Genomic DNA, 14869 nt, shown 5'->3' with positions numbered 1-14869 from the left:
GCAGGATCTTTTAACAAGGGATTAGGATTTAGCTGTAGAATGTGTATAAAGAGTTATCATGGTTAAGGGGGGATTGAATAATGGTTAAGGTATTAATATTTGATTTTGATGGATTAGTTTTTGATACAGAAACATATGACCTTGAAGCCTTTCAAGAATTATATAAAAAATATAAGGTAGATTTCCCACTGGAAGAATGGATGAATTCAATTGGTAGCTCTCTGAAGTTTGACCCTTATGAACACTTATTAGTAAGTTGTCCAGAAATCAGCAGAGATGACATTAGACTTGAACGGAGTAATTTATATCAAGAATTATTAGAAGGAAAATCCCCAAGAGAAGGTGTTGAAGATTATTTAAAAAGAGCTAAACAACTTGGTATTAAGATTGCACTTGCATCAAGTTCTACAAGAAGCTGGATTGATTACCATATGAATAAACTAGGTATTATATCGTATTTTGATTATATTTGTACCTCTGATGATGTTGAGAAGGTAAAACCCGAACCAGACTTGTACAAAAAAATTCTTAGATATTTTGAAATTAGTCCTAAGGAAGCGGTTGTATTTGAAGACTCTCCGAATGGTTCATTAGCGTCAATACGTGCTGAGATACCTTGTGTTATTGTACCTAACGAAACAACTAAATTCCTTAAATTTGATGAAAGAGTTGCGTTATGTTTAAATTCTAAGGTGGATATGACTTTAGATAGGATTTTGGAAGTTTTGTCGTTGAATAATACCTATGTAAAATAGAATTGCTAATGATTTGTGAAAAGATGCACTTAAATTAACGGGTGCTTTACTTGAATAACGGTCTTCCACAATCGGGCGCGTTAGTTGAAGACCGTGTACAAACACTTCCTTTTGGGAGTGGCATTTTTATACCTCAAGCAAAAATTTATCCGTAATCCAATTAGATTTCTGACACGCACTCAGAAACATTAGTTTACTCGTTCCTTTGTCGCCTCCCTGTGTGAAATCAAACCCCATTTCTTTTTTAGCACCTAATAAGAGTTTGCAATCTATAAATACCGCCAAAAAGCAAGGCCACTGAAAAAGTGCGATTTTCACTTTTTCAGTGGCCTACAAAAAGCCCTAACATCAGCTAGAGCTTTCCGTCCCTCACTTCGGAATCTTAAAAGATACCGACGTCCCTACACCTATTTCACTCTCTAGTTGAAGACCACTACCGACTAATTGCTTAAGTCGGTAATGCGTATTCGCTAAGCCTATACCGGAGTGCTTGCTTTCACCGCGTTCTAATAAATGATCGACCCTACTTTTCTCTATGCCATGTCCATTATCACATACAGACACCTCTACGAACGAGCCATGATCGTACACTCCTATCTCTAGCAACCCTTGCTTGCCGCTCTTTAGCAGTCCATGCTGAATCGCATTCTCTACAATGGTTTGAATCACTAGTGGTGGAACATTCCATTCAAGCGTTTCGTCAACCTTCCACTTAACTTCGAAATAATCGGGAAAGCGCTCCTGCTCAATCTTGACATAAGAGCGGACTAGCTGAAGCTCATCCTTTAATGGAATCATATCATCCGCATTTTGAAAATGAATGCTGTAACGAATGTATTGTGACAATTCCTCAATGAGTCCATCCATTCGCTCCAAATCAATCCGACTAAGTGCTACAATCGCATTGAACGTATTAATAATAAAATGAGGCTTAATTTGAGCTTGGAGCCACGCCGCTTCTAGCCTTAATGCCTCTTTCACCGATCTCTTCATTTCAACAAGAGACTCGACTCGTGCCTTTAACTCAAGACCATTAACCGGCTTGCTCACATAATCGTTCGCTCCAGCGCGAAAGCCCGCTTCTATATCAATGTCGTGATTGTACGCTGTTAACAACAGTACTGGTAGCTCAGTCATCGAATAGTTCTTTCGAATTTGTTCAGTCAATTCATAGCCAGTCATTTGCGGCATCATCACATCAGAAATGACAATATCCCACTTCCCACGATCGAGCTTTTCCAAAGCATGCGCCCCTGATGACACTGTACATAGCTGGTAGCACTCTTCAAAGAAAACACTTTCAAGCACATTTAAATTCACCCGATCATCATCAACCACTAATAGATGAATCGTTCCAGCTACTGTCTTTTGAGGCTCATTCGTTATGGCCGCCACTTCATTCCAGGAGGATGCATTCTCAACCATAACCGGCGTAAGCTCATCCACAGAATCCGATGCTACTGGAAGAGTAAAAGAAAAGATCGATCCTTTATTAAGAGTTGAATCGACGTTCAGCGTACACCCATGCAATTCAACCAATTGTTTGCAAATACTCAACCCTAATCCGAATCCCCCCTCGTTCGAGGGTGTACCACGGACCTGTTCGTACGGTTGAAAGATCGCCTCAATATCAGCTTCCGTCATTCCTTGACCTTGATCCTCGACAGCAAGATGAATTCTCTCATTGGCATACGTAGCCCGAATGACAATGTCTCCACTCTCTGAATATTTAATCGCATTATGAACAAGGTTAAATAAAATTTGAATGAGACGATTTTCGTCAGCCATAGCAGAAGGAAGCTCGTCAGACATTTCCTTACGCAGTGTGATCGGTCTTCCATCCACCATATACGACAGCATCGAGATCACCGCGCTTGCTGCACTTTGAACAGAAACTGCCTTTTTGTGTAACGTAATGCGATTTTCCCTGAACCTTGCTAATTCAAGTAGATCATTTAATAAAAGTGACATTCGCCTACCAACATCATGAAGCAACATTAGATCCTGTCTACTTCGCTCCGTTAGCTGCTTCTTCTCCCGCTCTGATACAGCTTGCGAGATATTAATAATCGCATGAAGCGGATTACGCATTTCATGTGCAACATCCGCAAGAAACTGATCCTTCTGCCTATCAGCTTCTGTTAACTTAGTAGCTAGCTGCTGCGATTCTTTCAGACGATTAAAATATTGCTTGAACCAATATGTCGATAAACAAGTTAGTGCAATAAGCAAATCAAACGGATAGGAAACCATCATCATGTTAAATGTATGCATCGCCACTAGCCAGAATAAGCTACCTACCGCAGCAATAGACGCGAGCAAGAGAAAAATCCGATCCTGATCAATCGCTATCGTTGATTTGAACATAAGCACAATCAGTAATAATGTTGGTAAAAGCATTAACGTTAAATATACCGCTTCTATACGTAGGTTCAGCGAAACAGGTAAGATCAGGACAAGGACAAGAGAGAGTAGACAAGCAATCTCATATAGAATCAATACTTTCCTCGTCATAAAACGAGGTAAGAAATCACGAATGCATTGTAGTAATGAGTAGCCCCCGATTATACCGGCAACATATAAAATATCGTTACGCCATTCAAAGCTAAACGAAAACCACTCAAATATAAACCGTTCCCCAATGAGCGTTCCTATAACCGTACATAAAAGCACAACTGAAAAGAAAAATAAGCGACGGTCACGATTGCCAATTAGAAATAAAACAAAGCCATACAAAGCATGAAACAAATAAATAACACAGGCGAAAATCGCGAGCGCCTCGACTAATTTCATTTCACTCCTTAATGGCTCTTCTAACCCAAATAAAATAGAATGGCCAATTCCACCTTCATTCGGATCATGGAAATTAGCCACCTCTATCATCACCTCTAATTCATTGCCACCGTCTATTTCAACATAGGCTGAATAAGGGTTATTCAATGGCTTGTAGCTCGATTTCTCTTCAGAAGGCTGCCCTGCTTGGCCGATGAGCTCTCCATTCACATAGAATGTCGACGAACTATAAATGGAATGAACGCGAAAGCCAAACGTCTCGTTCAAATCGTCATCAACATGAATGACTAAACGATACGTCCCGTAACCGAATGAGCTCTCCATCCCTGCTGTATCGGTCCAATCGCCTGGCACTTGAACATATTCTGCTTCATGCTGTTCATCTAATGTAACGAGCCGTTCATTCGGATAGAATTCCCACTCTCCATCGAGCTCAATCGCATAATCAGACAGCTCGTCCCAGCCACGAAGATCAAGCACCCCCGCTTCAATCGGAGGGTGCTCAGGCTTCGCATGAAGATGGATCCAGCCTAATCGGAATCCTGTTATCACGATCACAAATATGGTCACAATGAGGATGATTCGTTTCTTTGGCATAGACTCCATTCTCCTATTATCTAAATTTACGCTTCTTATTCAACTGCTTGAAATGCCTCTTTCACAAAATCATATGATTGCTTCAATCTCTCTTCGTACAATGGCTCATCCCACGTTTCCCATTCATATAACTCTAATGGTTCACTGAAGCGACCATTTTCTAATGCAGGTAAGGAATCAAGTATTTCATACGAATCATCTTGCTCATTAACGATTAGAACGGCTAATTGAATGCCATCAACAAACTGACTAAATTCATACGGGTCCTTATAAAAATCTCCTATCACTTCACGCTGACTCGGATCACGGAACTGCAATAAGAGCCAAGGAATACGCACTTCAAACATTTGCAATTCTTCATTGTAATAGAAATCGGCAAGTGAATCATAGTCCTCATGATCCGGATCACCAATACCGAATCGTAGCTCACCTGCTTCATAATACTCAAAATCAACGTGTAAATCACGGCTTGGAATGTAGAGAGCTTGGTTTAATGCGTACATGATCGGGTTAAAAACCCCTGTATTACGTACAGGCTTTGGATTATCAATATCCCAATCTATCATCATGTGAACATGAACATATTCATATTCGAAGAAATCATAATACCAATCCACTAGAAGAGAAGAGCTCTCTTTCCCCTTCAACTTCATCATAAAATCGATGCCATTATTTAACGATAAACCATCAAATCCCTCGATCTGTTCATTACCTTGGTCTGGAATCGTATCAAATAACACAACAGGGAAAGCATCCTTACTCCATTCAAAATCGTTCAAATCGATCCGCACATATAAATACGTCTCATCATGGTCTACGATAACTTGATCTAATAACTCGTTACCACCGTCGTAAAGTGGAACAGATTCCTCCCACTCTGAAGGACTCCCATTTATCCGGATTTTATGGCGATCGAAGCTCATTAAACCAAATTGCTGCTCACTCGTTTGCGGATTAGACCAAAACGGTCGGCGCTCAGGATTATCGTATTCCATCGTATTCCATGTTCGCTTAAACCACTCATCCTGCCATGTGAAAATTAAGCCGCCCATCATCCCTTCATATAAAATATCTTCGAACAATGAGACAACAATTTCACCCTGCTCATCCTCGGTTAAATGGCCTTGATTCCAACCGAATGGATTGTTATGGGTTTTTCCCCTAGTAGCTGGAACACCAAACTCAGCTATAAGAACTGGTATATCGTGGACTTCATGTAAGTCTTCAAGATAAGCTGCATAGTTATTCGGTTGGCCACGATGATCGGTATATTCTAAATACCTTTCCTCAAAATTCAAAAAGTCTGGATAATATGGATAAACGTGATAGGAAGCAAATTGCCCTACCTCTTCCATCTCATCCTTTAGCTTAATCACATTCGGATCAATTCCAACTAGATCTTCTTCTTCATTTGGTTCAGCTGGATGTGTTAGAAGATCGGTCGTTACCCAATTCGTGAAACTAATCGGGCGCACAAAGCCATAGTGATCAGCTTCATAGCTCAACACGAGGTCCATTTGCTCTGCCAACCAATATTCGAACGCTTCAGCTTTCTCCGTCCTGACAAAACGGCCATCATAATCGCCTAGATCAACATGCAAATCATTTGTTTCTTCCACAAAATGCGGATACCACTCAATCCCAATAATCCAGCCAATGACATAATCAGATACATCAACATCATAGATACCATATGCATGTCCTGGCGTATAGTCAATTCGAGTATCACCGTGTATAACATCAACAATCATCTTCATTTCCTCTTGAAATGGAATGGTATTCCCATCAACAAATGCATCCTTAGTATCTTCATACACTTCAGATTCCTCATTGAACCATGCACCGTGAAACAAATAAAGCGGCTGATCAGGGTGTGCTTCATTGTATGATTTTAAGGCACGATAAAATCCAGGTGGGTGAATAGTATAAACTCGAATCGTATTAGCACCCATTTCACCGATTTGCTTAAACCAACGCATGTACTCCTCTTCACTAATCATCGCTTCACCAGGAAAGCTACCTGGCTTACCCATCCCCATATTCACACCTTTAATCGTCATTTCCTCCCACTGACCATCAACATATACTTCATAAAGATCCCCGACGATCCGGAAGTTATACTGATTCTCTCCAGTAGTAGGATACTCTTTCGACTCATTTAAACCATCTTCTGTTACAGGTTCGTAATCAATCTCTTCAGCTGCTCGATTTATAATCACCTCCATCATCGGCACATACGTCGTCCAGAAAAAGGCACTTTCTTCCTTCGAGAAGCCTTTACGCCATGTTTGCAAATTAGCTAACCATTTGTACTGATAAAAGGAAGGAATTTCAGCAACATCTACATAATCTCCAGCAAAATAAAACCGATCAGAAGGCCCCTCTTGTTGATGAATAACAGCATCAAACTTGAGCGGAATTCCTTTTTCAACCAGCAATTCTTCACCTAACTCGTTAATGGCCAATCATAAGTCGCTAGCACATGATCTTCATCGCGTGCTTCTATAATATCAAACCAATAGGCATACTCTGGGCTTTCTTCAAGATCAAAAAAAGCCTGTCCTCGCTCCGTATATTGGAGCCGTATTCCACCTTGCTCAACATGTTCCTCTTCTAATAGAACGACTAAATCATAATTAAAATCATTAACTAAAACAAAGCCAGCACCCTCATAATCCCAATTCGGGTACTCATCTAAAATCCATTGCGGAATTTCCTCATTTAAATCTGGATCAAGTTCGTCAAAGTAGCGACCAACCCACCCACTCCATTCGATTTCAAGAAAGTTGCTTACACTACTCCGAACCTCGGTATTTGTTGGAGAAGCAAACGTATTAAACTCCGCCACAAGTGTGCTTCGAGTTCCATCTGTCAATCTCGTATAAATATTGTACCATTCCTCTACTTCAAGACCGCCGTAAATAAGGTTAGAACGCGAGCCTTCTCGCTCATCTACATTCACCCATGGTAAATCCTCTTCATAAACACCATACGTATCTGCTAAATAGATCAAATCAATTCCATCATAATCCGTTAAGAGAGGTTGAATATCATAACTTTCTTCCTTTTCATTTGGCAGAAAGCCTTGATAATCCTCAGAATAACTCAGTCGTTCTTCAGTCACCCTCCAATGATTAAGCAGCCATGTTAAGCCATGATGCTCACGGTAGGATTCATCAGGAACCGTTTTATCAATAATCGCAATATTCAAATCATCCGACTCCTCAAAATGCCAAAGCACAAAAGGAATCAAAAAAATAACCGCAACACTTATTAAAGCCACTACTAACTTTTTCATTATCTTTCCTTTCTCCTGTTTCTAAGCATGCTCGTTCATTTTATTTAACCCTTTTCTCTCAAGGGTATCCCATTTACGATATTTAAACAGCCACTGTAAACAACCTTGGAAACGCCAGACCACTGTTAATGGTCGGAACCAGAACGTTTCAAACAATGAAAATAAAAACAGCGTAACTAAATCACGTACACTCGTATACCTATTTAAGCTCCATGCCTCTAGCAAAACAGCTACCATCGAAAAGATCGAACCATATATGAGCATGACGATCATGAGAAGAGCGGCAAATTCGAGATAAACGCCACCCATAAGCAAATACAAAATGATCATTGCATAACCGACTAACTCCATAATCGGCCCAACCATTTCTACAAGCCAATAGTAAGGAAATGAAACGGTACCTACAACACCGTAACGAGGGTTTAACGTCATTTTTCGGTGAGTCCATAAGCTTTCAATTAATCCACGATGCCAACGGCTACGCTGCCGACTAAGCTGCTTAAGCGTTTCTGGAGCTTCAGTCCAACAAACAGGGTCTGATACAAATACAATTCGTTTGTTTTCTTTCTGTTCCTTTATATAGCGATGAAGTCTGACGACAAGCTCCATATCCTCTCCGACCGTTTTATTAGAATACCCCCCAGCAGCCATCGCCCACCTTTTCGAAAAAACGCTAAATGCACCAGAATTAATGAGCAATAGATTATGACGGCTTAATCCAATTCGTCCTGTAAAAAAAGCCCGTAAATACTCAATGACTTGCATAATCACAAGGGGCTTATTCGATAAACCAATTTTCATTACTTTGCCCATTTGAATATCACAGCCATTTGCGACACGCACACTTCCACCTGAGGCAACCACTTCACCACCTGATTTCATGATCGGCTTCATCACTTTAAGCAAGGCATCCTGCTCCAAAATGGAATCGCCATCGATAGAGCAAAAATAAGGGTATCGCGAAACACACATTCCTGCATTTAAGGCATCCGCCTTTCCACCATTCTCTTTATCAACTAATAATAAGCTTGGAATCATTTTAGATTGATAGATCGCTTTTATTTTTGCAGTAGGAATTGTCTCCTCGTAGGAAAGCTCAACCTTCTCCATCCGAAAGTGAGAAATGACCCGTTCAACTGTATGATCCGTTGAGCCATCATTAATTATAATCATTTCCTTCTGTGGGTATTGTAAGCTTAACAAAGAACGTATACTCTCAATAATCCCCGCTTCTTCATTAAAGGCTGGAATTAATATGGATACTGGCTTCGTATAATCATCCTGCAAATACGCTTCATTGTCTTCATATTTATCTAATTGATGCTCTTTACGGAGTTGAATAAAGGCAGTCAACGTTAGCACTGAATAAAAAACAACCACCCCTGTCATATAAAAGAGAATGACAATTCCCATTATCCAGAGCCATTGATTGATGAAATCAGCCATTTACCTCACCTACTTTTGTACCATACACATCTTGAAATGCTTCAACCATAATATCTTCGTCTTGAGCTATTGAAATTTCTTGTAATAGCTGCTCCCCTCCTTTTTGCTTGCTAAGAGATTTGGCTGCTTGTTTTCTAACCAAACGAGAGGAATCACCTAGTAATGTAATCAAATATTTTTGAACATCCCCAGATGGACTTGTCTCAAGGATTCTGGCAACTAGCATTCTCTCCTCCCAATAAGGAGATTGTAAGTACGTTAGAAAACGTTTCGGCTGATGAACATAAGAGAGCTTACTTAAAGCTTTTAATGTTCGAATACGTAGCTCTAACTCCTCACTTTCTAATACTTCCATTAAAAACGAATACCACTTCAATTGATTCTCAAGTCCGATTATATCAATCATGCTGTATCGCAAGCTTTGTGGTAGCTGTTCAAAGGATTGTAGCAGCAGCGCAAAAGAGTCCTGATTCATTTCGCGAACGAGCTTGCGATATTCCCATTCAGTAAAGCTCGCTTTATTCTTTTTAATCAATTTCATAAATAACTGCTTGTCCGCCTTCGTTAAAAACAAATACATTTGTAAATATTCATCATTCGTGTAGCTTTTATCACTTGCTAACATGTTAGCAACCTTCGACTCGAAGGAATACATTTGAAAATCAACAATATGATACAAAGCATTCATTCGCTTACTCCATTTATGGCTTTTCAATTGTGCTTCATAATAGCTACACAAATACGCTTCCGCATATTCACGAATACGTTCAACTACCTTTTCGCTACTTATCGTATGACTATAACGAGTCAAAATTTCTTCTACTGCCTTTATTTGCAACGTGCTTTCAGGCTTTATTACATTTGGGGCAGGCTCTCCTTCAATTAAATGATCATAAAAGCTTTTATGATATTGATTAATATAGCTATTCGTGATTTCTTCTCGCTTCGTTTCTTTTATACGATTCACAATTAAATAAATAAAAATAACCGATAGTATAAAAATAAGCAATAACAGACTATAACTCAAAACGCGTATATCTACTGTAACCATTAGCGATACCTTCTTATCAAACGTTTTATTTTTGCTTCTAGTAGATGAATCGTAAATGGCTTAACAATATATTCATCGACTCCTGATTCAAATGCATAAATCATATCTTCCTCCGCCCGCCTCGTGGAAAGCATTGTAATTAAATATTTATTCGTATTTGGCATACCTCGTAATTCATAAACTAATTCTAACCCACTTCTTTGAGGTAATATGTCATTCAAAATGACAATATGTGTATGGGCAGATTGATAATAATCCGAATCTAGAAACGACTGCCCATCTTCAAAGTCCTTTATCACAAACTCAAAGCCTTCCATCTCTAAACGATTCATTAAGTTCACCAATACATGCCGGAATACATCGTCAGGCTCAATAATCGTCACTTTGATTGGCTCTACTTCTTTTTTCACATAATCTTCAATTGTCGCAACAGAGGACACTTCTATTGAAGCCATCATCTCTCTTGCTTTTCTCGTCACCTCGATATGTTCGGCTGATGATTGGCGAATTTCTACGATAACACCACTTATTTGCAAATCAACCGATGACTCCGTATCATCATGACTAACTCGTAATGGTTTACTGTCATTTTCCAATCTATTTAAAAAAGAGCGCGCCTCTTCTCCACCTGTGTATGGAAGTAGCAAAATCACTTCATTTTCTTGACCAAATGAAAAAACAAAATCAGAATCGCGCACTTTTTCTTGGATCTGATCAATCCATTCTTCCTTGATCTCCCTTAATGTTAATGAATCATATAGCACTTTCCATTCGTCATACGAATGTAATGATAAAAAAACTAAAGAAAACGGTACTTTTGTCCGCTTACATGCTGCCAACTGCCATTTATATACTCTCTCAAAAAATAGTTGATTCAATAATCCGGTTTCTAAATCTATGTAAGAAGTAGAGCGTAATTGAATCAGTTTTTTAACCAACTCAATCAAATCTTTCTTATCATATGGATTAGCAAAGGAATAATTAAACAACCGTGGTTGCTCGACAGTCCTTTCTCGGTTACAGACAACGACTGAAACTTTATAGTACTCACAATATTGTCGAATCATTGCATCAATGACCGGGTCAACCTGCTCTCCATCTTTATGTAAAAGCACAATAACGATGGGAATCTGAGAATGTAAACTCAACTCAACCTGCTTCCATTCAGATGTCACTGCATATAAAAAGCGGTGTTCATCAACCAACACCTGCTCCATATTCCATACTTCACTCTCGTCCTTCGCAATAAAAAGAACAAACGGTTTTCTCTCATAAAAGCCTTGTGGACGTTCCTCTAAGCCGTTGCTTACAAATGTAGTCCTCACTTCGTACACCTACCATTTCATATTCTACTGTTCATTATATCGTATGACCTCTTAAAAAATAATGAAATTAAGTAGCAATTAATGGTTTAATAGGTGTATTAGGACAAATAATAACAATGGTGATGACATGAATAAACAGAAAATGCTCCTTTACCTCATTCTTTTTGTTTTGCTTATTTTAACGATTCGAATCATTTGGGTTTCGGCACATGAAAATGTCCATTCAGTAGAAGCAGAAGCAGGTGTACTGCACCTCGATGCAATAGACGGTGGGATCTTTTCTTTAGAAGGAGAATGGGAATATTATGACCAGCAATTTATAGAACCATTCCAAGCGAATCAAAGTGATGCATCCTACGTACCTTCATTTGAAAGTTGGCCATACAGAGAAGGATTTCAATATGGGACATACCGTCTTGAAATTACTTTAAATGAGGAAGACGTTAACCAGTTGCTAGGGCTGAAGCTTCCTAACATTTACACCTCTTACCGACTTTATCTAAATGGGGAGCAGCTTCTTGAAATCGGTCAAGTGGCTGAATCCGCAATGGAATACGAAGGAAGCATGGCCACTAGATATGTCACATTCAGCGCAGATGATACAGATTTAGAACTGCTCATTCAAGTTGCTCATAACCCTATAAAAGGGCGAGCAGGCGGGATCGCTCACCCACTTGAGCTTGGTGATGGCGATATTATCCAAAAGCAAGAAATTACTTCCATCGTTAGTCAAATAGCCGTTATTGTCATCTTTATCATTCATGGGTTATATGGCCTTATCCTTTATGTAGTTGGACCAAAGCAAAAGGTATTAATTTACTTTGGCATGCTCTTATTAGTAGCATCCGTTACGGTCATGATTACGGATCATCGTGTCATCCATTATCTCATTCCATTAAACTACGAGTTTAATGCGAGATTGATTTTTGTAACGTTTTCTGCATCTATTTTGTTTTTAGTTTTATTTTGCAAACATTTATTGCCTACTCTAACAAATGGCATCTTGTTTCGTTTGTTACCAAAGCTAATCATCGGTTATTGCCTTTTCGTTATACTCGCTCCAATTGATTGGATTATTTCGACGAGGATTGTAATTAATTTGATTCTGATCATAGTTCCGGCTATCGTAATATCTGTCTTCCTTAAAACGGTAAAACAAGGCTTTCAAGATAACATTTTCATTTTATTTGGAACAATAGCACTTGCCGTTCATATATCATCAACAATTGTTCAATATAATCTCGGAATCGACTTAGACTTTTATCCAATTGACTTTACGTTAGCTGTTATTCTCTTTTCGATTTATTGTTTTAAGCGTTATTTCCGTTCAGTCGAACAAACAGAAACGTTGTCTAAGCAGCTTCAACGTTCACTACGATCAAAGGACGACTTCTTAGCAAATACATCCCATGAATTACGAAACCCCCTTCATGGAATGATCAACATTGCTCAAACGTTACTAGAAAAAGAGAGAACCGACAAAGAGGAATACAAACAACGATTACAGTTGCTGATTAATGTCGGTCAACGTATGTCATTTTTAATCAATGATTTGCTAGAGGTGAACCATTTAAATGAAAATCAATTACCATTAAAGAAAAAACCGATTCATGTTCACTCTGTCATAGTTGGTGTGATTGATTTATTGAAATTTTTAGTGAATGGAAAGGAAATCGATTTTCAAATTCATGTCCCTGAATCATTTCCTTCTGTTCTCGCTGATGAGCATCGCCTTACTCAGATTTTGTTTAACATCATACACAATGCGATCAAATATACGGAAGTTGGAACGATTACGATCACAGCAGATCGTGAAGATAACCGAGCCCTCATCCATATTTCGGATACAGGAATTGGGATCTCTAACGAGGAGCTCGAACGTATTTTCCAACGTTATGAACAAGGAGATTACAGCTCAGCTGTTGTCGGCGGAGGATTTGGATTAGGCTTAAGTATTACAAAGCAACTAGTCGAATTACACGGCGGAACAATTTCCGTTCAATCTATACGTGGGAAAGGGACAACCTTCACTTTCTCTATGCCGATCGCAGATACACAACCATCGTCTCTTGCAAAACCGACGAACCACCATATATATGAAGCGAGTCCAACAGCTGAGAAATCTCGAGACCATCAAGAAAACGGACGTATTTTAATTGTCGATGATGATCCAATCAACATTCATATTGTGGAAGAATTGCTTAACGGCACATATGCGACGTACGGTGTATCAAGTGGGGCAGAAGCATTAAAACAGTTAAAAGACGAGAGCTGGGATTTAATCATTACAGATGTCATGATGCCAAATATGTCTGGCTACGAGCTTACGCGACAAATTCGTGACACATACTTATTAACAGAGCTTCCAATCCTTATTTTAACAGCTAGAAGTCAGACAGCAGATATTCAAGCCGCGTTCCATGCCGGTGCTAATGACTATGTCACAAAGCCTGTAAATGCCCAAGAGCTGCGTTCTCGAGTATCCGCACTGATCCGAGTTAAGAAAACCGTCGAGGAAAATGTCCGTATTGAAACAGCGTGGCTACAAGCCCAAATTCAGCCACACTTCTTCTTCAACACTTTAAATGCCATTCTAAGCTTAGCTGAGATCAACGTCGAGCGAATGCAAAAACTGTTGGAAGCATTTTGTCACTACTTACAAACGAGCTTCCAATTTAACAACTTGAACGAACTCGTAGCAATAGACCACGAGATAAGCTTCGTTCAATCTTACGTTCATATTATGCAAGAACGTATGTCCATTACATTTGATGTGAAATGGGAAATCGATGACCATTTAGGAGAATTAAAAGTCCCACCATTTTCACTACAACCACTTGTTGAAAATGCGATCGAGCATGGTTTAAAAGAAAACCAACAAGGCGTTATTACCATCTCAATAAAAGGCACAGAAAATCAGCACGTAAACATTTCCGTTCAAGACAATGGTTACGGGATTCCTAAAGAAAAAAGAGATCAGCTTCTCAACCAACCATTCGCACATAATAAGCGCGGAATCGGCCTTTATAATATCAACCGACGGCTGGAGCAGTTAACTGGAAAAGGCTTAACGATTAGAAGTGAGGAAGATAAAGGAACATGCATTGAATTTACTCTTTAAGGCGTTTTCAGAAAGGAGTCAGCCACAAGGGGATTGAACAGTACTGAAAAAGTTTGGTTTAAACTTTTTCAATGGTTTTTTTAATCGCCTCCTTATTACGAGCCCTAGCCTTACTTCAGCGATACTACTTCCTTGATGGAACCTCATTCCGTTATTTCCTCTCTCAAACCATTTTAGACTATCTTTTCGGAACCTCATTCCGTTATTTGTCCTTTTGTGCTTCACTTTTCTCGTTTTATTGTTCATTAGCGGAATGACGTTCCACTTCATACGCTTAAACGGCGTATTTCTGCCTTTTAACGGAATGAGGTTCCGCTTCCGTTTGGCATAAGAAAACCATTGCGGAGTCGTCACAAAAGTATCCAGTTATTCTGAAAAAGGGGGCTTTCAGAATCACGTCTATCGCGCGAAGCCAACTCCCTTCATTGAATGATCCCACTTGCTTCTCCTCCCCAACTCTGCACCCTTTTCCATAGTAAAAGA

General features: G+C 39.3%; 8 protein-coding genes. 2 read left to right on the top strand and 6 right to left on the bottom strand.

Annotated features, from left to right (window positions below; all coding sequences use genetic code 11):
* The first annotated feature begins 80 nt into the window (after positions 1–80).
* The gene (locus JCM9152_RS15060; RefSeq protein ID WP_035345929.1) at positions 81–755 is read left to right on the top strand and encodes an HAD family hydrolase; all 675 of its coding nucleotides are present in this window, start codon (positions 81–83) and stop codon (positions 753–755) included.
* A gap of 369 nt (positions 756–1124) precedes the next feature.
* On the opposite strand, the gene JCM9152_RS15055 is transcribed toward JCM9152_RS15060, so the two are convergent.
* Genes JCM9152_RS15055 through JCM9152_RS21470 form a run of 6 tightly spaced genes read right to left on the bottom strand, consistent with a single transcriptional unit; the run spans position 1125 to position 11265 of the window.
* Positions 1125–4145 (bottom strand): ATP-binding response regulator, encoded by a 3021-nt coding sequence (locus JCM9152_RS15055; protein WP_035345927.1) that lies wholly within the window; start codon positions 4143–4145, stop codon positions 1125–1127.
* 35 nt (positions 4146–4180) lie between these two features.
* On the bottom strand, positions 4181–6583 hold the full coding sequence (locus JCM9152_RS15050) for a hypothetical protein (RefSeq protein WP_369384570.1): 2403 nt from the start codon (positions 6581–6583) through the stop codon (positions 4181–4183).
* An 8-nt stretch (positions 6584–6591) separates the two neighbouring features.
* A complete protein-coding gene (locus JCM9152_RS24150; protein ID WP_369384569.1) occupies positions 6592–7443 on the bottom strand; it encodes a hypothetical protein in 852 nt (283 codons plus the stop codon).
* A 21-nt stretch (positions 7444–7464) separates the two neighbouring features.
* On the bottom strand, positions 7465–8889 hold the full coding sequence (locus JCM9152_RS15045; protein ID WP_035345925.1) for a glycosyltransferase family 2 protein: 1425 nt from the start codon (positions 8887–8889) through the stop codon (positions 7465–7467).
* Positions 8882–9940, bottom strand: coding sequence for a HEAT repeat domain-containing protein (locus tag JCM9152_RS15040; protein ID WP_035345923.1), 1059 nt, complete (start codon positions 9938–9940; stop codon positions 8882–8884). Before JCM9152_RS15040 ends, JCM9152_RS15045 begins: the two co-directional genes overlap by 8 nt.
* Entirely contained in the window at positions 9940–11265 is a 1326-nt protein-coding gene (locus JCM9152_RS21470) for a GGDEF domain-containing response regulator (protein WP_052015998.1), read from the bottom strand. Before JCM9152_RS21470 ends, JCM9152_RS15040 begins: the two co-directional genes overlap by 1 nt.
* 127 nt (positions 11266–11392) lie before the next feature.
* Between JCM9152_RS21470 and JCM9152_RS15030 the strand changes: the two genes are divergently transcribed.
* Positions 11393–14386 (top strand): hybrid sensor histidine kinase/response regulator, encoded by a 2994-nt coding sequence (locus tag JCM9152_RS15030; RefSeq protein ID WP_035345921.1) that lies wholly within the window; start codon positions 11393–11395, stop codon positions 14384–14386.
* Positions 14387–14869: the final 483 nt, after the last annotated feature.

Source organism: Halalkalibacter hemicellulosilyticusJCM 9152, assembly GCF_000513115.1.
Lineage (GTDB): Bacteria > Bacillota > Bacilli > Bacillales > Bacillaceae_D > Halalkalibacter > Halalkalibacter hemicellulosilyticus.
This window is presented reverse-complemented; position numbering and strand designations above follow the sequence as displayed.

Coding starts and splice junctions, on each gene's coding strand:
- JCM9152_RS15045 (WP_035345925.1), bottom strand. CDS start 8,889: ATGGCTGATTTCATCAATCAATGGCTCTGGATAATGGGAATTGTCATT.
- JCM9152_RS15030 (WP_035345921.1), top strand. CDS start 11,393: ATGAATAAACAGAAAATGCTCCTTTACCTCATTCTTTTTGTTTTGCTT.
- JCM9152_RS24150 (WP_369384569.1), bottom strand. CDS start 7,443: ATGAAAAAGTTAGTAGTGGCTTTAATAAGTGTTGCGGTTATTTTTTTG.
- JCM9152_RS15060 (WP_035345929.1), top strand. CDS start 81: ATGGTTAAGGTATTAATATTTGATTTTGATGGATTAGTTTTTGATACA.
- JCM9152_RS15040 (WP_035345923.1), bottom strand. CDS start 9,940: ATGGTTACAGTAGATATACGCGTTTTGAGTTATAGTCTGTTATTGCTT.
- JCM9152_RS15055 (WP_035345927.1), bottom strand. CDS start 4,145: ATGCCAAAGAAACGAATCATCCTCATTGTGACCATATTTGTGATCGTG.